Source organism: Wenzhouxiangella psychrophila, assembly GCF_042310375.1.
In the GTDB taxonomy this organism is placed as follows: Bacteria; Pseudomonadota; Gammaproteobacteria; order Xanthomonadales; family Wenzhouxiangellaceae; genus Wenzhouxiangella.
Window position 1 is genome coordinate 122,869 of sequence record NZ_JBHJMQ010000001.1, and the last position, 19,005, is coordinate 141,873.

General features: G+C 65.2%; 18 protein-coding genes. 15 read left to right on the top strand and 3 right to left on the bottom strand.

Annotated elements, in window-relative coordinates; all coding sequences use genetic code 11:
* The first annotated feature begins 21 nt into the window (after positions 1–21).
* The 3 genes from rpmB (at position 22) to ACDC66_RS00545 (ending at position 1,239) form a co-directional block, all read left to right on the top strand.
* The gene (gene rpmB, locus ACDC66_RS00535; protein ID WP_376694720.1) at positions 22–258 is read left to right on the top strand and encodes a 50S ribosomal protein L28; all 237 of its coding nucleotides are present in this window, start codon (positions 22–24) and stop codon (positions 256–258) included.
* An 11-nt stretch (positions 259–269) separates the two neighbouring features.
* The gene (gene rpmG / locus ACDC66_RS00540; RefSeq protein ID WP_164228181.1) at positions 270–437 is read left to right on the top strand and encodes a 50S ribosomal protein L33; all 168 of its coding nucleotides are present in this window, start codon (positions 270–272) and stop codon (positions 435–437) included.
* A gap of 202 nt (positions 438–639) precedes the next feature.
* On the top strand, positions 640–1,239 hold the full coding sequence (locus ACDC66_RS00545; protein WP_376694721.1) for a carbonic anhydrase: 600 nt from the start codon (positions 640–642) through the stop codon (positions 1,237–1,239).
* A gap of 6 nt (positions 1,240–1,245) precedes the next feature.
* Here the strand turns inward: ACDC66_RS00545 and radC are convergent, their stop codons facing one another.
* The gene (gene radC, locus ACDC66_RS00550) at positions 1,246–1,920 is read right to left on the bottom strand and encodes a RadC family protein (RefSeq protein WP_376694722.1); all 675 of its coding nucleotides are present in this window, start codon (positions 1,918–1,920) and stop codon (positions 1,246–1,248) included.
* Positions 1,921–2,026: 106 nt separating this feature from the next.
* Between radC and coaBC the strand changes: the two genes are divergently transcribed.
* The 3 genes from coaBC to ACDC66_RS00565 all read left to right on the top strand — a co-directional run bounded on the left by coaBC (position 2,027) and on the right by ACDC66_RS00565 (position 6,783).
* Complete coding sequence (coaBC, locus tag ACDC66_RS00555) at positions 2,027–3,259, top strand: bifunctional phosphopantothenoylcysteine decarboxylase/phosphopantothenate--cysteine ligase CoaBC (protein ID WP_376694723.1); 1,233 nt, start codon at positions 2,027–2,029, stop codon at positions 3,257–3,259.
* On the top strand, positions 3,231–3,686 hold the full coding sequence (dut, locus tag ACDC66_RS00560; protein ID WP_376694724.1) for a dUTP diphosphatase: 456 nt from the start codon (positions 3,231–3,233) through the stop codon (positions 3,684–3,686). The genes coaBC and dut overlap by 29 nt, the downstream gene beginning before the upstream one ends.
* 70 nt (positions 3,687–3,756) lie before the next feature.
* Positions 3,757–6,783 (top strand): hypothetical protein, encoded by a 3,027-nt coding sequence (locus ACDC66_RS00565; protein WP_376694725.1) that lies wholly within the window; start codon positions 3,757–3,759, stop codon positions 6,781–6,783.
* Between the two features lie 24 nt (positions 6,784–6,807).
* On the opposite strand, the gene ACDC66_RS00570 is transcribed toward ACDC66_RS00565, so the two are convergent.
* Positions 6,808–8,160: a glutamate--cysteine ligase gene (locus tag ACDC66_RS00570; RefSeq protein WP_376694726.1), complete on the bottom strand. Its 1,353-nt coding sequence runs from the start codon at positions 8,158–8,160 to the stop codon at positions 6,808–6,810.
* Between the two features lie 366 nt (positions 8,161–8,526).
* Here ACDC66_RS00570 and ACDC66_RS00575 point away from each other — a divergent pair, with 366 nt between their 5' ends.
* The 9 genes from ACDC66_RS00575 to ACDC66_RS00615 all read left to right on the top strand — a co-directional run bounded on the left by ACDC66_RS00575 (position 8,527) and on the right by ACDC66_RS00615 (position 18,099).
* Entirely contained in the window at positions 8,527–9,909 is a 1,383-nt protein-coding gene (locus ACDC66_RS00575) for a peptide ABC transporter substrate-binding protein (protein WP_376694727.1), read from the top strand.
* On the top strand, positions 9,906–11,627 hold the full coding sequence (locus tag ACDC66_RS00580) for a peptide ABC transporter substrate-binding protein (protein WP_376694728.1): 1,722 nt from the start codon (positions 9,906–9,908) through the stop codon (positions 11,625–11,627). Before ACDC66_RS00575 ends, ACDC66_RS00580 begins: the two co-directional genes overlap by 4 nt.
* Positions 11,628–11,784: 157 nt before the next feature.
* On the top strand, positions 11,785–12,720 hold the full coding sequence (gene oppB / locus ACDC66_RS00585; protein WP_376694729.1) for an oligopeptide ABC transporter permease OppB: 936 nt from the start codon (positions 11,785–11,787) through the stop codon (positions 12,718–12,720).
* Positions 12,717–13,622: an ABC transporter permease subunit gene (locus ACDC66_RS00590; protein WP_376694730.1), complete on the top strand. Its 906-nt coding sequence runs from the start codon at positions 12,717–12,719 to the stop codon at positions 13,620–13,622. Before oppB ends, ACDC66_RS00590 begins: the two co-directional genes overlap by 4 nt.
* A gap of 78 nt (positions 13,623–13,700) precedes the next feature.
* Positions 13,701–14,681, top strand: coding sequence for an ABC transporter ATP-binding protein (locus ACDC66_RS00595; RefSeq protein WP_376694731.1), 981 nt, complete (start codon positions 13,701–13,703; stop codon positions 14,679–14,681).
* Complete coding sequence (locus tag ACDC66_RS00600; RefSeq protein WP_376694732.1) at positions 14,681–15,739, top strand: ABC transporter ATP-binding protein; 1,059 nt, start codon at positions 14,681–14,683, stop codon at positions 15,737–15,739. The genes ACDC66_RS00595 and ACDC66_RS00600 overlap by 1 nt, the downstream gene beginning before the upstream one ends.
* Positions 15,736–16,365, top strand: a complete 630-nt coding sequence (gene rsmG / locus ACDC66_RS00605; protein ID WP_376694733.1) for a 16S rRNA (guanine(527)-N(7))-methyltransferase RsmG — start codon at positions 15,736–15,738, stop codon at positions 16,363–16,365. The genes ACDC66_RS00600 and rsmG overlap by 4 nt, the downstream gene beginning before the upstream one ends.
* On the top strand, positions 16,362–17,198 hold the full coding sequence (locus ACDC66_RS00610) for a ParA family protein (protein WP_376694734.1): 837 nt from the start codon (positions 16,362–16,364) through the stop codon (positions 17,196–17,198). Before rsmG ends, ACDC66_RS00610 begins: the two co-directional genes overlap by 4 nt.
* 13 nt (positions 17,199–17,211) lie before the next feature.
* The gene (locus ACDC66_RS00615; RefSeq protein WP_376694735.1) at positions 17,212–18,099 is read left to right on the top strand and encodes a ParB/RepB/Spo0J family partition protein; all 888 of its coding nucleotides are present in this window, start codon (positions 17,212–17,214) and stop codon (positions 18,097–18,099) included.
* Here the strand turns inward: ACDC66_RS00615 and ACDC66_RS00620 are convergent.
* Positions 18,096–18,917, bottom strand: a complete 822-nt coding sequence (locus tag ACDC66_RS00620) for an SDR family NAD(P)-dependent oxidoreductase (RefSeq protein ID WP_376694736.1) — start codon at positions 18,915–18,917, stop codon at positions 18,096–18,098. The two genes, ACDC66_RS00615 and ACDC66_RS00620, sit on opposite strands and share 4 nt — an antisense overlap.
* Positions 18,918–19,005 lie beyond the last annotated feature (88 nt).

Consider the following 19,005-nt stretch of genomic DNA (forward strand, 5'->3'; position numbering starts at 1 on the left):
CCAATTTCAGGAACATTCGTCATGTCCCGAGTGTGTCAGGTGACCGGCAAAGGCCCGCTGGTCGGCAATAATGTGTCTCACGCCAACAACCGAACCCGTAAGCGGTCGCTTCCGAATCTGCACAGCCACCGTTTCTGGGTCGCGAGCGAGAATCGCTGGGTCAAGCTGCGCGTTTCGGCGAAGGGGCTGCGCATCATCGACAAGAACGGCATCGACCAGGTCCTTTCCGACCTGCGTGCCCGCGGCGAACACGTTTAAGGAGCTCCATCATGGCCAATAGCGCGCGTGACAAGATCAGGATGGTTTCCAGTGCCGGAACCGGGCACTTCTACACCACCGACAAGAACAAGAAGAACACTCCGCACAAGCTGGAGTTCAAGAAGTACGATCCGGTGGTGCGCAAGCACGTGATGTACAAGGAAGCCAAGATCAAGTAAGGGTTCCGCTTCCGCGGAGGCTCTTCGAAAACGCCGGGTTCTGCCCGGCGTTTTTTCGTTGTGGACGGTGTGGCGCTAGGTTGGTTGGTGCCGCTGCGTGCGGTGGTAACAACCACCCCTGGCGTCGAGGCCGGACCCCGATGCGCACACTCGGGGACCGATATACAATGATTCCCGTTCCCAAATACGCAGATTCCAATCAATGCCAGACGATCTGATTCGCGGCAATCGCCGCTGGGCGGAAGGCATCCGCAACGAATCCCCTGACTATTTCGAGCGCCTGGCCGCCGTCCAGAAGCCGGATTATTTCTGGATCGGTTGCGCCGACTCGCGTGTGCCGGCCAACGTCGTGACCGGTCGTGATCCGGGGCGCATTTTCGTGCATCGCAATATCGCCAATGTGGTTCATCCGGCCGATCTCAACCTGCTCTCCTGTCTGGAGTTCGCCGTCGAGGGGCTGGGCATACGCGACATCGTGGTCTGCGGGCACTACGGCTGTGCCGGCGTGCGCGCGGCAACCGAGGAGATGGTGCACGGGCTGGCCGATCACTGGGTCGAGCCGATCCGGCGCGTGGCCCGGCGCAAGGCCGATGAACTCGATGCGCTCGGCGACAGCGAGACTCGTCTGAACCGCCTGGCCGAGCTCAACGTCATGGAGGGCGTCAGCCGGGTGGCCGAAACGCCGGTCATTCAGCGCGTCTGGAGTCGGGGCGAGAACGTGTCCGTGCACGGGCTGATCTACGGTCTCAAGGACGGTCTGCTCGAGTCCCTCGATTGCTCGATTCGCCGCGAATCGGCCTGACGGGACTCACACAAGCCCTCGCTCGGCCAGCGACACCACTTCCCCGTCGCCGACGATGAAGTGATCGAGCAGGCGGATATCCACCAGGCCCAGCGCGTCGCGCAGGCGGCGCGTGATGGCCAGGTCGGCCTGGCTGGGTTCGGCGATTCCGGAAGGGTGGTTGTGGGCGACGATCAGGGCGGCCGCGCGGCGACCCAAGGCTTTCTCGACCACCACGCGCGGGTGCACGTGGGCTGAATCGATGGTGCCGGCGAACAACTCGTCGAAGGCGATCACGCGGTGGCGCGTATCGAGATGCAGGGCGCAGAAGACTTCGTGCGGCCGGTCCCTGAGGGCCGCTCGCAGGTATTCGCGCGTCGCCTGCGGACTGGTCAGCGGCCGACCGCGCTCCAGGTTTTCGCGCAGGTGGCGCCGGGCCAGTTCCAGGGCGGCCTGCAGCTGGGCGTACTTGGCCGGGCCCAGGCCCGGTGTGTCGCAAAACTGCTCCACGTTCGCCTCGAGCAGTCCGCGCAGGCCGCCGTGGTGATTGATCAGGTGGCGGGCCAGGTCCAGCGCGGAGCGGCCGCGGGCACCGGTGCGCAGCAGGATGGCCAGCAGTTCGGCATCGCTCAGTCCCGCCGGCCCGCTTGCCAGCAGACGCTCTCGCGGGCGTTCGGTCATGGGCCAGTCGGCGATTCGCATGATATCCCTTAAGCTTGGAGACCAGAACCGTTATTCTGGTCGGCACGTACGGGCCTGAAAATCGGCCCTTGTCCCGCTCCCGCGTAGGAAATCGACTCGACAATTCATGAGCACGCTCGAAGGGAAGAACATACTGGTCGGCGTGACCGGGGGCATCGCCGCCTACAAGACGCCGGAACTGGTGCGCCGCCTGCGCGACGCCGGCGCGCATGTTCGCGTGGTCATGAGCGCGGGTGCGGAAGCCTTCATCACGCCGCTGACCCTGCAGGCGGTCAGCGGTCATCGTGTTCGAACCCACCTGCTCGATCCGGACGCCGAAGCCGGCATGGGACATATCGAGCTGGCCCGCTGGGCCGACGAGATCCTGGTGGCGCCGGCCACCGCCCACGCCCTGGCCCGCTTTGCCGCCGGCCTGGCCGACGATCTCTTGTCGACCCTCGTCGTGGCGACCGAGGCGCGCATCTGGCTGGCGCCGGCGATGAATCGAGTCATGTGGGACGCCGCCTCGGTTCGCGATAACTGCGCGACACTTCAAGCGCGCGGCATGCGGATACTCGGGCCCGGTGCGGGTTCGCAGGCCTGCGGTGAGCAGGGCCAGGGCCGAATGCTCGAGCCGGAAGAATTGGTGGCTGCAGTGGCCGGGTCGGAGGACTCGCTCGCCGGGCTTCGATTCGTGGTGACCGCCGGGCCCACGCATGAGCCGCTCGACCCCGTGCGCTTTATCGGCAACCGGTCTTCGGGTCGGATGGGCTTTGCCGTGGCCGGTGCGCTGGCCGAAGCGGGTGCACAGGTCGACCTGGTGGCCGGGCCCGCCCATCTGGCTACGCCGCACGGCGTCACACGCCACGATGTAGTGACCGCGCGCGAGATGCACGCAGCCGTCATGGCGTGCATTTCCGGCGCCGACGGTTTCGTCGGCGTGGCCGCCGTGGCCGATTACCGACCAGCCGCCGAGGCCGACGACAAGATCAAGAAGTCGGGTGAATCCATGGCCGTGGAACTCGTGCCCAATCCGGATATCCTGGCCGAGGTGGCGGCCCTGTCCGACCGCCCCCGCCTGGTCGCGGGTTTCGCCGCCGAGACGCGCGATGTCGAAGCCGCGGCACGCGGAAAGCTGGCGGCCAAGCGGCTCGACCTGATCGCCGCCAACCGGGTCGGAAAGGACCTGGGTTTCGACTCGGAAGACAATGCGCTGGAAGTCTTCAGCGCAGAGCGACACTGGAGCCTGGCGCCGCAGTCGAAGACGGCCCTGGCGCGTGAACTGGTTGCTATCATCACCGACAGCATGCTTGAGAGGGAAAGCCGATCCGATGAAAGACCTGAAAGTCAGGATTCTTGACCCGCGACTCGGGCGCGAGTGGCCATTGCCCGAGTATGCCACCTCCGGCTCAGCCGGTATGGACCTCCGCGCCTGCCTGGACGAGCCAATGAGTCTGGCGCCGGGCCAGACAGCGCTGCTGCCCTCGGGCATGGCGATTCATCTCGATGATCCCGGACTGGCTGCCGTGCTGCTGCCGCGCTCCGGTCTGGGCCACAAACAGGGCCTGGTGCTGGGCAACCTGGTCGGCCTGATCGACAGCGATTATCAGGGCGAGGTCAAGATCTCCTGCTGGAACCGCGGGTCGGATCCCATCGGCATCGAGCCGGGACAGCGTATCTGCCAGCTCGTTGTCGTCCCGGTCGTGCAGGTTCGCCTCGATATCGTTGACGAGTTCCAGGCGAGTGCGCGGGCCGAAGGGGGCATCGGCCACACGGGGGTGAGCTGATATGGCGAACAAGTCCGCTTTGAAAAAAATGCCGGGCCGGGGCCTTGCCAGGCCGCTCGGACTGGCCTTAATGGGTGTCGGCATCGTGGCGCTGATGGCCGGCTTGTGGCTGGCGTGGAATGCGATGGGAGCGGTTGACGAAAACGTTCCGGCCGACACTGCCGCAACAAGCAGCATCGACAGGATCGCAGAGGGTATCGCGCAGGTGCGCGAAGCGATGGCGTCGCCGGAGGTGCTGGAGACCGCCCGCACCGTCCTGGCCAGCGATGATGCCGATTCCGATCGGCTGCGCCGGCACCTGCAGGATGCCGGCATCGCCAACCTGATCGATGTGCGGGTGTTTCCGCCGAGCATCGAAGACATCGAGACCGGCGCATATCCCGAGCCGAATTTCGGCGTCATCCAGATGCTGCTCAGCGCCCGGCAACAGGGCAGTGCGCCGGCGGAAGTGCACTACCCCGGCACGGCCAACGAAAACCTGGCTTTCGCCCAGGCCCTGCGCTCGGCTGATTCGGATGAACAGGGCGAGCTCGCGGGCTACCTGTTCGTACGCCTGCCGGTCAGTGTCGTGACGCGGCGGCTGGCTGAACCGGGCGAGGACCGCTGGCTTGCCGTGCAGCAGGGCGAGACCGTGATCGCCGGCAAGGGCTCCCGCGCGGGTGAAGGGGCGCCGGGTGGACAGGCAATTATCGCCGACAGCCAACTGAGCCTGCACTGGGCGCGCGCTGAAAGCACGGGTGGGGCTGCGCCGATGATGGGTGGCGCCGTAGCGGGGATCGGCCTGCTACTCGCGATCGCCGGACTGGTATCGCTGCGGAAGGCCGGACGCCCCTTCGAGCCAGAGGAGACAAGCAAACGGCCAGCCGAAGCTGAACCTCCAGCTGAAAAGAAAAAGGAAAAGGAAACGGCGGCATCACGCCCCGCCGCTGCCGCCCCTGCCTCCAGTGAGGCCGGCGGCGACCAGCAGGACCTGCCCGACTGGATGCTGGACGAGGCCGCCGGTGATGACGACGCCGGTCCGTTCAGCGAGCCCGCCAGGCAGGACTCCCCCGATCCGGAAGCGGCTATCGACGTTCCGGACCTCGACGAGATCTACGAGCAGATCGAGGCCGAGGAAGCCAAGGGCCAGGGGCCGGCTGCAGGCGATGAAGGCGCGTCGCAGGCAGGACACGGCGCGCGGGCGGCGGATCAGGGCTCGGACGAACCCTCGGAAGACGATAGCCTGCTTGAACTGGAGAACTTCGACTTTACAGAAGATTCGGTCGAGCCCGATGAGGAGGAACTGCCCGCGCTGGATGAAGAACTCGAATTCGGGGAATCCGAAACCGACCCGGAACACGAGTCGGAGGGCACGGGTCTCGACCTGGACTTCGCGTTCAGCGATGCCGGGGACAAGCAGGATGAGGTCGCGCTCGACTCCGAGCCGGATGCGATCGATGAGCAACATGAAGCGCCGGAAGCCGAGGGACCCGAGGAGGATGCGCTCGAATTGGCGCTGGAGGATGACGATTGGCAGGAGCGCCCCGATGCCGGCGCCGACGAGCAGGCCAAAGAGGCGGACGTGCTCGACTTTGATAACTCCGCTCTCGAACTCGAGCCCGAGCCGACTTCCGAGTCGGAAGCCGAGGCAGAACCCAAGCCCGAACCCGACTTGGAACCGACCGCCGAGCCGGAACCGCAACCGGAGTCGCAGCCGGAACCCGTGCCGGATTCCGGCGAGACGACTTTGCTCCCCGCCGGCATTTTCCGCTCGCATCAAGTCCTGGGTATTGCCGAAGAGGATCTGACGGTCTCGAAGGCGACCGATATCGGCCAGGCCATCGGGTCGATCGTCGCCGGGCGCGGGTTTTCGCGCATCGCCGTCGCCCGCGATGGTCGATTCAGCGGGCCCGTGCTGCTGTCGGCGGTGACCCGGGGCCTGCGCAACAGCGGCGTCGATGTCATCGAGATCGGCGCAGTGCCCACGCCGCTGTTGTGGTTCGCCGCCACGGAGTTGGCAGAGGGCTGCGGCGTGATGGTGACCGCCTCGCATCACCCGCCCGAATACAACGGTTTCCGCATGATGATCGGCGGTGAATTGATCGAGCCCGGCGGCATGGCCGAACTGGCCCGCCGCGCGGAGGAGAAGGACTTTGCCGAGGGCGACGGCGGTTACGAGCAGCAGGATGTCCTCGAGCGCTACGGCAAGCGCCTGACCACCGACATCCAGCTCGAACGTCCGCTCAAGGTGGTGGTCGACTGCGGCAACGGCGTCGGCGGCGCGGTGGTACCGAAGTTGCTGCAGGCGATCGGCGCCGACCTGATTCCGCTCTACTGCGATGTCGACGGAGCCTTTCCCAATCACCGGCCGGACCCGTCGTCACCCGACGATCTCGAGGACCTGCGCCTGTGCGTGCGCAATTTCCAGGCCGATCTGGGCATTGCCTTCGACGGCGACGCCGACCGCCTGGTCCTGGTGACGCGAAACGGTGAGATCGTCTGGCCCGACCGCCTGTTGATGATGCTGGCCGCGGAGATCGTGCCGGCGCGGCCCGGGGAAGCGGTGGTCTTCGATGTGCGCTGCTCGGGGCATTTGCAGCACGTCGTCGAGCGCGCCGGCGGGCGAGGCATCATGACCGCTACCGGCCAGCAGCCCGTTGCACAGCGACTGCGTGAGGAAAGTGCGCCGCTGGGCGGCGATATGGGCGGTCACCTGTTCGTCAACGACCGCTGGTATTCCTTCGACGACGCCATTTATGCGGCCGCCCGGCTGCTGGAGATGCTGGCCGCCGACGCGCGCGAGGTCGACGAGATCCTGGCCGAGCAACCGCAATTCCGTGCCAGTCCGGAGATCACGATCGACATCGACCGGGAGCACTCGCGGTCACTCGTGGAGCGCCTGGGACAGGAATCCGATTTCGGCGATGCGCAGCTCACACGCGTCGATGGATTGCGCGTGGACTGGCCCGACCGCTGGGGTCTTGCGCGTGTGGATGCCGATTCCGGCCGCCTGGTCCTGCGCTTCGGAGCCGACGAGGCGGCTGCCCTGGGACAGGTTCGTGGGGAATTCCGCGAAAAACTGCTCGAGCTGGATCCGAAACTGCAATTGCCCTATTGATCGTCCCTGCCCGCCAGGGACCGCTCAGTAAGCGTGCTTTCTGAACAGGTGGCTCAGGTCGCCGCCCCATTCACCCTCGTAGGCGGCGAGCTTGACCTCGGCCGGTGTGGTGCCGCGGTCCACCACCTTCTGCAGGGATTCGAGAAAACCGCCTTCGTGGTCTCCGCTGCCGCTGAGCCGCTGGCGGCGTGCCAGGCCTCGATGCGCCAGCTCGAGCAACTCGCCGGCGATCGCGTGAACGCTTCGGCCGCGAATTTCGGCTCGCAGACCCTCCCGGGCGACGTCACGACGCAGGCGTTCACGTTCATCGGCATTCCAGTCGCGGGTCATGTCCAGGCAGGCGGCCAGGCTGTCGGCGTCGTAGAGCAGTCCCACCCAGAAAGCCGGCAGGGCACACAGCCGTCGCCAGGGGCCGCCGTCGGCCCCGCGCATTTCAAGAAAACGCTTGAGTCGAACCTCGGGAAAGGCCGTGGTGAGGTGGTCTTCCCAGTCCGACAGCGTCGGTTGTTCGCCCGGCAGCGCCGGCAGGCGCCCGGCTAGGAAATCGCGAAAGCTCTGGCCGGCGCAGTCGATCATCCGCTCGCCGCGTTTCACGAAATACATCGGCACGTCGAGCATGTAGTCGACGTAGCGTTCGAAGCCCATGCCCGATTCGAATACCCAGGGCAGCGTTCCGGTGCGGTCCGGGTCGGTATCCGTCCAGACATGCGAGCGGTAGCTGAGAAACCCGCTGGGACGCCCCTCGACGAACGGGGAGTCGGCAAACAGGGCGGTGGCGATCGGTTGCAGGGCGAGCGAGGCGCGGAACTTGGCCACCATGTCGGCCTCGCTGGCGAAGTCCAGGTTGACCTGCACGGTGCAGGTGCGCTTCATCATGTCGTGGCCGAGCCGGCCGACCTTGGGCATGTAGTTGCGCATGATCACGTAACGCGCCTTGGGCATCCAGTCGATGTCGTCGAGCGCGGCGGTGGGATGAAAGCCCATGCCGAGAAAACCGATGCCCAGCGGTTCGGCCACGGTGCGTACTTCGGCAAGATGCGTGTTGACCTCGTCGCAGGTCTCGTGCAGGTTGTCCAGCAACTCGCCCGAAAGTTCGAGCTGGCCGCCGGGTTCGAGGGTGATCGAGCAGCCATCCTTCTTGAGTGCAACGGGAAGGCCGTCTTCGAGCACTCGCTCCCAGCCGAAGCCTTCGGCCAGGCCCTCGAGCAAGACGCGGATGGATCGTTCACCCTCGTAGGGCAGCGGCCGGAGCGTTTCGGTACAGAAGCCGAATTTCTCGTGCTCGGTGCCGATGCGCCATTCGGATTCCGGCCTGCAGCCGGATTCGAGCCAGGCAGCGAGCTCACGCTTGTCGGTCAGGATGGTGTCGGGATTCAAGATGCAATCGCCGGCTAGAATGAAGCGCCGATTATCGCTTTTTTGCCCGGATGCTGCATGGAAGCGAGGCACCGATCCCCTGAAAATCACTGGAACCACGGAAGACACGGAATGCACGGAAAGAAAGAAAGTGGAATCCGGTCTCGCCTCACAGAGCTTGTTGTGGACCGATTGCGCACCCTGGCTCGACCGGGGCGGCTTCGAACTTGTGTTTTTTCCGTGTCTTCCGTGCTTTCCGTGGTCCCATTATTTTTCGCCCTTGCCCTCTGCGCAATCCCGCTACAAGCAGCGACGCTGCATCGCGGCGTGGGGCCGGAACCGGATTCACTCGATCTTCACGCGGCGCAAAGCCTTTCGGCGCTGAACGTGCTGCGCGATTTGCACGAGGGGCTGCTCACCCTCGACGCGAAGGCCGAGCTGATCCCCGGCGTGGCGAGGTCCTGGTCGGTCAGCGAGGACGGCCGGGTTTGGCATTTCGAACTGGATGAATCGGCGCGCTGGTCGGACGGCGAGCGCATCGTCGCCGACGATTTCGTTGCCGGCTGGCGGCGTGCCCTCGATCCGGCCACGGCCTCGCCCACGGCCGCCTTGCTCGATGTGGTCGAGAATGCTCACGAGCTGCGCACCGGCGAGGTCGATGCCGACGAACTCGGCATCGAGGCGCTTGACTCCGGGCGGCTCGAGGTACGACTGAAGCGGCCGTTGCCCTGGTTCGGCGAGTTGCTGACCCACCCGGTGACCTATCCCTGGCCGGGTGAGGCGCCACGCTTCAGCGGCGCCTTCGTGCTGGCGGAGCAAGTGCCCGGCGCCCGTCTCGAGCTCGAGGCGAACAGCCAATACCGCGCCGCCGATCAGCTGGAACTCGACGGTGTGACCTGGCACGTCATCGAGCAGCCCAACGTCGAGCTTGCCCGCTATCGCGCCGGGCAGCTGCACGTCACCGAGACCATTCCACCCGGCCGTGTCGACTGGCTGCGCGAGCAGTTCGGTGACCAACTGAGAATCTCGCCCTACCTGGGCAGTTTCTTCCTCGGATTCAACTTCCGGCGTGAACCGTTCGCCGAGGCGCCGAAGCTGCGTCACGCGCTGAGCCTGGCCATCGATCGCGACATCATCACCGAGCGCGTGCTCGGCTCGGGCGAGATTCCGGCCTGGGGACTGCTGCCGCCGGGCATGCCCGGCTGGCCCGAGGGGCGCGAGCCGCCGTTACCGGTCGGCGAACGCCTGGCAGAAGCGGAGCGCCTCTACCGCGAGGCCGGTTATGGCGAGGATCGACCGCTGCAGGTGGAGTTGCGCTTCAATACATCGCTGACGCATCGCCGCATGGCCGCGGCGATTGCCGCCATGTGGAAGCTGCACCTGGGTGTGCAGACACGCCTGGTCAACGAGGAATGGAAGGTCTTCATCGCCAACCGCCGCCACGGCCGGATCACCGAGGTCTTCCGCGGCGGCTGGATCGCCGACTGGCGCGATGCCGCCAATTTTCTGCAGCTGTTCGAGAGCGACAGCCCCGGCAACTACACCTTTTTCGACGACCCGGTCTACGACGGGCTGATGCGCCGGTCCGGTAATCAGCGCGGCGAGGACCGTCTCGAAACGCTCCGACAGGCTGAAAGACGCTTGCTCGACCAACAGGTTATCGTGCCCTTGTACTACTATGTTTCGAGGCATCTCGTGGACTCTCGCGTGCGCGGATTCGAAGACAACCCCATGGACATTCACCTCTCGCGCTGGATATCGCTGCCGTGAGACGGCTCTGGCCGCTATGCCTGGTAATGCTGCTGGCCGGCTGCGGCGAGCAGGAAGAGGGCGAGCCGGAACCGATCTCGGGGCTGGCCGAGCCGGTCGAAGTGGTGCTCGATGAGGACGGCCAGCCGGTTCCCGGCATCCTGGCCGAGTCCCAGGTCGTGCATCGCGGCAACGGCGAGGAGCCACAGACCCTGGATCCGCACCTGGCCGAGGGCGTGCCTTCGACCAATATCCTGCGCGACCTGTTCGAGGGACTGGCCACCACCACCGCGGACGGGCACATCGTGCCCGGTGCGGCGCGGCACTGGGACATCAGCCGGGACGGACTGACCTACACTTTCTTCCTGGACCCCGACGCACGCTGGAGCAACGGCGAGCCGCTCACGGCCGAGGATTTCGTGTGGTCGTGGCGGCGTGCGGTCGATCCGGCCACCAGTGCGTCCTATGGCCGCATGCTCTCACCGGTGGCCAATGCCGAGGCGATCTTCGCCGGTGAACTGCCGCCGGATGCTCTGGGCGTGACAGCGCTCAACGAGGCGACCTTCCAGGTCGATCTCAACCATCCCACCCCCTATTTCCTGGGGCTGCTGACCCATCCCACCACTTACCCGGTCTACCGGCAGGCGGTCGAGGCGCACGGCGACAGTCACGTGCGTCCCGGCAACCTGGTCTCCAACGGCGCCTACACGCTCGAAGAATGGCGCGTGCGCTCGAGCATCGAGCTGGTGAAGAACCCGCACTACCGCGCTGCTGACGATGTCATCGTCGAGCGCGTGGTGTTCTATCCCCTGGAGGACGAGAACACCGAGTTCAACCGCTTTCGCGCGGGCGACCTTCACTGGACCTACCAGGTGCCGTCGAACCAGTTCAAGTGGCTCCGGAAAAACCTGGACGAGGCAATGATGGTCGCGCCCTGGTTCGGCACGTACTTCTTTTCCTTCAATCTCACTCGCCCGCCCTTCGAGGACAACCTCGCGCTGAGGCGGGCGCTCAACCTCGCCATCGACCGCGAAATCCTGACCGAACGGGTCAGCCGCTTCGGTGAGATACCGACCTTCAACCTGGTGCCGCCGGGCCTGCCCGAGTACGAACCGCCGGCCACCGACTGGGCCGACATGAGCCAGGAGGAGCGCGAAGCCGAGGCAATACGGCTCTATCGGGAGGCTGGCTACAGCGAGGAACGCCCGCTGCAGGTGGAGCTTCGCTACAACACCTCCGAGAACCACCGCAAGATCGCCGTGGCCATCGCGGCCATGTGGAAGCAGGTGCTCGGCGTGCGTACACGCCTGATCAACGAGGAGTTCCGGGTCTTCCTTCAGAACCGCGCCCAGCGTCGCGTTACCGAGGTGTTTCGTTCCGGCTGGATCGGCGACTACCAGGACGCGTTCACTTTCCTCGAACTGTTTCACTCCGAGCACGGCCGCAACGACGCCGGCTACGACAATCCGCGCTTCGATCGCCTCCTCGAGCGCATCGCCGCCGAACGGATCCCGGCCAGCCGCCGCAACCTGATGGCCGAAGCCGAGCGCATGATCCTGGCCGACCAGGTGATCCTGCCCGTCTACAACTACGTCACCAAGCGCCTCATCGACCCGCGCCTGAAAGGCTGGAAAGAAAACGTCATGGATCACCACCTGACGCGCCATATGTATCTGGTGAGGAGCCGAGAGGTCGGAGCAGACGATGACGATGAAGCGTCCGAAGGGGAGGAGTCGTGAGGGCGCGAAATTCCAAATTCGAAATTCGAAATCCGAAACGGAAAAGCACCACGAAATCAACCGGCAGCCATTTCGTGCTTGGGTTTTCGAATTTGTTTCGAATTTGGTGCTTCGAATTTGGTGCTTTAGATCAGTGTGATCGAAGGCGGTCCGCGTCATGTTGAAATACTCGCTCCGCAGACTGGCATCAGCCATCCCGACGCTCTTCCTCCTGATCACTTTCGCTTTCTTCCTGATCCGCGTCGCGCCCGGCGGGCCGTTCGATTCGGAGCGGGCCTTGCCGCCGGATATCGAGGCCAACCTGGCGGCGAAGTATCATCTCGACGAGCCGCTCGTGTTTCAGTACGCGCGATACCTGTGGCAGATCGCCCGCGGCGATCTCGGGCCGTCTTTTCACTACCTCGACTGGACGGTCAATGACCTGATCGCGCAGGGCGCGCCGGTATCTTTCGTGCTGGGGGCGGCGGCGCTGATCCTGGCGCTGATCATCGGGGTCATTACCGGGGCCCTGGCCGCCCTGCGGCAGAACAAGCCGGCGGACTACGCGGTGATGAGCATCGCCATGATCGGCATCTCGATTCCGAACTTCGTCATGGCGCCACTACTGATCCTGTTGTTCGCCATCGTGCTCGGCTGGGTGCCGGCCGGCGGCTGGGCGTTCAGTTTCGATCGTATGGTGTTGCCGGTAGTCACGCTTGCCTTACCCATGATCGCCTACATCGCACGCATCACCCGAGGTTCGATGATCGAGGTCCTGCATTCGAGCTATATCCGGACCGTGCGCGCCAAGGGCATGCCCGAAAAGGAAGTGATCCTGCGCCATGCGCTCAAGCCCGCGCTGCTGCCGGTGATCTCTTATCTGGGCCCGGCCGCGGCGGCGATCCTCACCGGATCCGTGGTGGTCGAGCGCATCTTCACCATTCCTGGTATCGGCTCGTATTTCGTCCAGGGCGCGCTCAACCGCGACTATACGCTGGTGATGGGTGTGGTCATCCTCTATGGTGTGCTCATCATTCTGTTCAATTTCATGGTCGACCTGATTTACGCCTGGCTTGATCCCCGCATCCGCTATGACGACGGGGCCGAGACATGAACGAGTCAACCCGCGACGCCTTCGAGCAGGCGCTCGATACCCGCGAGGTCAAGGGCCGGTCCCTCTACGTCGATGCCTGGCATCGGCTGCTGAAAAACAAGGCCGCGGTGGCGGCGCTGGCCGTCCTGGTCATGATCATCGCGCTGGTCAGCTTCGGGCCCATGTTGTCGGGCTGGGATCACGAGATTCCGGACTGGGACCACTACTCCTCGCCGCCTTCACTGGAGAACGGCCACCTCTTCGGCACCGATGCGCTCGGCCGCGACCTGTTTGCGCGCACCATGATCGGCGGACGCATCTCGCTGCTGGTCGGCCTTGTGGCCACGATGGTCTCGCTGATCATCGGCGTGACCTGGGGTGCATTCGCCGGCTACGTCGGCGGACGCGCCGACAACGTGATGATGCGTATCGTCGACGCCGTCTATGCCATGCCCTTCATGTTCTTCGTTATTCTCTTGATGGTGGTGTTCGGCCGCAACATCTTCCTGATCTTCGTCGCGATCGGCGCGATCAACTGGCTCGACATGGCGCGCATCGTTCGCGGCCAGACGCTCAGCCTCAAGAACAAGGATTTCGTCGAGGCCGCGCGCGCCAGCGGCGCCACCGAGTGGCAGGTCATTCGTCGGCACATCATCCCCAACCTGCTCGGTGTGGTCATCGTCTATGTCACGCTGACCATCCCCCAGGTGATCCTGGTCGAGAGTTTCCTGAGCTTCCTCGGCCTGGGCGTTCAGGAGCCGCTGACCTCCTGGGGAGCCCTGGTCAACGAGGGCGCCCAGGAGATGGAAACCGCGCCGTGGTCGCTGCTCTACCCGGCCAGCTTCCTGGCCGTGACCCTGTTCGCCTTCAACTTCCTCGGCGACGGGTTGAGGGATGCGCTGGATCCGAAGGACAGGCAATGAAAACAAGGGTTCAGTGTTCAGGTTTCAGGTTTCAGGAAAACCTCGGGTTAGAAAACCCGGGGTTGCCGAGAGGTTGTCATGGCTTTACTTGAAGTACGGGATCTGACGGTTTCCTTCGACACGCCCGACGGCGTGGTGCACGCTGTCAACGGCATCAGTTTCGATCTCGAGCCCGGCGAGACGCTGGGGCTGGTGGGCGAGTCGGGTTCGGGCAAGACGCAGACGGCGCTGGCGCTGATGGGGTTGCTGGCCGAGAACGGTCAGGCCAGCGGCTCGGTCAAGTTCCGCGGCCAGGAGCTGCTGGGCATGTCGCTGCCCGAGTTGACCCGCGTGCGGGGTTCGAAGATCTCGATGATTTTCCAGGATCCGGTCAGCTCGCTCAATCCCTACATGACCGTCGGCGACCAGTTGATCGAGGTGCTCACCCACCACCGCAATCTCAAGAAGAAGGCCGCGCGCGCGCGCGCCATCGAGATGCTGCGCCTGGTCCAGCTCAGCGACGCGGAGCAGCGCATGCGCCAGTATCCGCACGAGCTGTCCGGGGGCATGTGCCAACGCGTGATGATCGCCATGGGGCTCTTGTGCCAGCCGGACCTCCTGATCGCTGACGAGCCGACCACCGCGCTCGACGTGACCGTTCAGTCACAGATCAATTCACTCATGGGTGAGCTCTCCACCCAGTCGTCGACCGCGATCCTGCTGATCACCCACGACCTGGGCGTGGTCGCCGGGCTGTGCAACCGCGTGCTGGTGATGTACGCCGGCAAGGAGATGGAGATGGCCGGTATTGACGAGTTGTTCGCCGACCCGCAGCATCCCTATACCGAAGGCCTGCTCGCTTCGGTGCCGCGGCTCGATCGTCACGACTCGGGCATTCTGCACGCCATTCCCGGTAATCCGCCGAATCTGCTCGAGGTGCCCGAGGGCTGTCCCTTCCGCGACCGTTGTCCCTACGCCTGGGAGAAGTGCCTGGCACTGCCGGAGTTCGAACAGATCGGCGAGGGTCGCTTCAAGCGCTGCCATCTCGATGGCCTGCCGTCCAAAGAGGAGGCTGGCTGATGCGCAATCCCGTGCTTCAGGTCCGCAATCTCGAAGTGAGCTTTCGCGTCGATACCGGCTGGCTGTTTCGACACGATTACCACAGCATCCGGGCTGTCGACGGCGTGAGCTTCGACGTCTACCCGGCCGAGACGCTGGGCATCGTGGGCGAGTCGGGCTGCGGCAAGTCGACCCTGGCCCGAGCGCTGCTGGGCCTGCAGCGGCCCAAGCGGGGCGAGATCCTGTGGCTGGGCGAGGACCTGGCCCAGGCCAGCGAGGAGACGCTGCGCAGAAAACGCCGGGAGATCCAGCTCATTTTCCAGGACCCGCAGGGTTCGCTCGACCCGCGCATGACCGTTGGCGCAATCATCGCCGAGCCGCTCAAGACCTTCTTCCCCTCCATGTCGCGCCTGCAGATCCGCGAGCGCGTGACCGGCATTCTCAAGATGGTGGGCCTGCGGCCCGACCAGATCAATCGTTACCCGCATGAGTTCTCCGGCGGGCAGTGTCAGCGCGTCGGAATCGCCCGCGCCCTGGTGGTCAACCCGCGCCTGGTCGTCTGCGACGAGCCGGTCAGCGCGCTGGATGTCTCGATCCAGGCACAGATCGTCAACCTGCTCAAGGATCTGCAGAAAAAGCTGCAGCTGTCGCTGATCTTCATCGCGCACGACCTGTCGATCGTGCGCCACGTTTCCGACCGCATCCTGGTGATGTACATGGGCAAGGTCATGGAGATGGCCGACCGATCCAGCATCTACCGCCAGCCGCGACATCCCTACACCCGGGCCCTGATCGAGTCGGTGCCGATTCCCGATCCGGTGCGCGAGCGCGCCCGCGCCCGCCGCTCGATCCAGGGCGACATGCCCTCGCCCATGAATCCGCCTTCGGGTTGCGTGTTCCGCACGCGCTGCCCCTTCGCTACCGAGCTCTGCGCCGAGAAGGTGCCCGAGCTGGAGATGCTGGACAACGGTCACCAGGTTGCCTGCCACCATCACCGCGACCTGCCGCAGCCGCCTGAGCCGGGCGAAGAGGCCGAAGTCGAGACCCGGGCCGAGGGCGGGGAGCAGCCGCAATCGTGAACACCGATGCGTTGCGCGCCAGGCTGGATGCCGGCCTGGCCGGGCTGGGCCTGACCCTCGAAAAAGAGAAGACTGACCGCCTGCTCGACTACCTGGCCCTGCTCTCGCGCTGGAATCGCGCCTATAATCTCACTGCCGTGGACGATCCGGCGGCCATGGTCGAACGCCATCTGCTCGATAGCCTGAGTATCCTGCCGTGGATCGACGGTAGCGAAATCGTGGACGCCGGCACGGGCGCCGGGCTGCCCGGTGTGCCGTTGGCGATCGCCTGCCCGGACAAGCACTTCGTGCTGGTCGACAGCAACGGCAAGAAAGTGCGCTTTCTACGCCAGGTGCGCCGGGAACTGGGCCTGGACAACATCGAGCCGGTGCAGGCCCGACTGGAAGAATTCGTACCCGAGGCCGCCCCCGACCAGGTGGTGGCGCGGGCCCTGGCGCCGCTGCCGAGGCTGGTCGAACAGCTTGGCCACCTGCTTTCGGCCGGCGCGACCCTGCTGGCCATGAAGGGCCGGCTCGAAGATGACGAGTGCGCTGCGGTGGCGGATGCGTACAATGTCGATCGGATCGAACTGAACGTGCCCGGCGCGAGCGGTGCCCGCAGCCTGGCCATCCTGAGGAAGTCATGAGTAAACGACGGGCCCGGATTGTGGCCGTAACAAACCAGAAGGGCGGCGTGGGCAAGACGACCACGGCGCTCAACCTTGCCGCCGGGCTGGCCGAGCTCGAGCGCCGCGTCCTGTTGATCGATATCGACCCGCAGGGTAATGCCACGACCGGCTCCGGCGTGGAACTCGAAGACGACCAGAACACCCTGTGCGAGGTCTTGCTCGGCGAGTGCGCGATCAGCGAGGCGGTCGTCAATGTCGAGGCCATGGGTTTTGACCTGGTCCCGGCTAACGGCGATCTCACCGCCGCCGAGGTGGCGCTGATGGACACCGACGACCGGGCGACCGTGCTGCGCGGCGCCCTGGCCAATGCCGCCTCGCGCTATCACCACATCATCATCGATTGCCCGCCCTCGCTGAGCGTACTCACGCTCAACGCCCTGACGGCGGCCGATTCGGTCCTGATCCCGATGCAGTGCGAGTACTACGCGCTGGAGGGCCTGACGGCCCTGCTCAACACCATCGAGCAGATCCAGGACTCGGTCAATCCGGAACTGGAGATCGAAGGCCTGGTACGGACCATGTTCGACATCCGAAACAATCTCTCCGGTGCCGTTTCGCGCCAGCTGTCCCAGCATTTCGGCGACAAACTCTACGCCACCGTCGTGCCGCGAAACGTGCGCGTGGCCGAGGCACCCAGCTACGGCCAGTCGGTCATCCATTACGATCGCGATTCGCGTGGTGCGGTGGCCTACCTGGGCCTGGCCGGCGAGTACCTGCGGCGCATGGGCGAGGCGGCGCGCGCGCCCTCGAGTACGGCGCAGGATCTGGCCGCCGAAGAACAACGACTGTAGGAACTCCAAGCCGATGGCCGCTTCACGCAAGAAGAAACCCCTGGGCCGTAATCTCGATGCCTTGCTCGGCAAGACCCGCGCGGCGGCCGAGCAGGAAAGCCCCGATGGCCAGCTGACCGGCCTGAAGGAGCTGCCGCTTGACGCGATCGAGCCCGGCCGCTACCAGCCGCGATCGGCGATGGACCCCGATCGCCTGCAGGAGCTGTCGGACTCGATCAAGGAGCAGGGCCTGGTGCAGCCGGTGGTCGTGCGGCCGTTGGCGAAGCAGGGCCGTTACGAACTGATCGCCGGCGAACGCCGCTGGCGCGCCTGTCGCATGGCCGGCATGGAAACCATTCCGGCGCTGGTTCGCGAGATTGCCGACGAAGCCACCCTGGCCCTGGCCCTGATCGAGAACATCCAGCGCGAGGACCTCAACCCGCTCGAAGAGGCCGTCGCGCTTCGGCGCTTGATCGAAGAATTCGGCCTGACCCACGAGCAAGCGGCCAAGAGCGTCGGCCGCTCGCGCACCTCGGTGACCAACCTGCTCCGGCTGATGGAGCTCGCGCCGGAAGTGCGCGAGATGGTCGACAGCAAGCAGATCGACATGGGGCATGCCCGCGCCCTGCTCACCCTCGAGCGCCCCGACCAGATCCGCGCCGCTCACGAGGTGGTCGACAAGGACCTGTCGGTCCGCCAGACCGAAGCCCTGGTGCGGCGCATGCGCGAGGGCGAGCCGGGGCCGAAAAAGGCCAAACCGCAACCCAAGTCCGCCGATATCCAGCGCCTGGAACAGGAGCTGACCGAGACCCTGTGCGCGCCGGTCAACGTCAAGCACTCGGCCTCCGGCAAGGGCCAGGTCACCATCCGATACACCAGCCTGGACGAGCTGGACGGCCTGCTCGAACGCTTCAAACGCTAACGCCGTTCGCGCTTGAGTCTTTCCTTGGTGCGCGCGCCCTTCTTCTCGAGCATGGGCCTGAGCGCGCGACCGATGCGCGGGAACAGGTAACTGATCGTGGTCAGGTACCCGCTGATGCGCGGCATGGGTTTGTCGAGCGTGGTGTTATCGACCAGCTCGACGATAGCCTCGGCCACTTGTTCGGCCGTGGAAATCGGCTGGGAGAAGGTCAGGTCGGTGGCGCGGTCGATTTCATCCATGATGAAACCGGTGTCGATCGGGCCGGGCGAGACGCTGGCGAACTTGATGCCTTCGCCGCGCATTTCCTCGTGCAATGCCAGGGTCAAGGCGCGCAGGCCGAACTTGCTGGCCGAGTAGGTGGCCGAGCCCGGCACTGGTGTACGACCGGCCAGCGAGGCGACGTTGATCACCGCCGCCCGCTTCGATTTCCTGAGTCCGGGCAGCGCCAGCCGAATTGCCATGGCCGGGGCCCTCAGGTTGACGTCGATCATCTGTCCGATATCCGCGACGTCGAGCTTCTCGAACGGCCCCCGGGCGTGGTAGCCCGCGTTGTTGACCAGCACATCGACCGAACCGAAGCGCTGTTCGGCCTCGGCCAGCATGGCCGCGAACGCGTCGAGGTCGGTCACATCCATGGGTGCAACAAGCACGCGATCGCCCAGGCCGAGCTCGCGTTCAAGCTCGTTCAGTTTTTCCTCGCCGCGCGCAATGAGCACCAGGTTGGCGCCCAGCCCGGCAAAAGCGCGCGCGGTGGCTGCGCCGACGCCCATGGATGCGCCGGTGATGACCACGGTGATGTTGTTGAAGTCTTTGGGCATGCTGCCGCTCCGCAGGGGATTCCCGCCGGGACTATACCGGAGAACTCCGGCCGGCTGCTTTCGATGCCCCTGGCGGACTGGCGCGAGA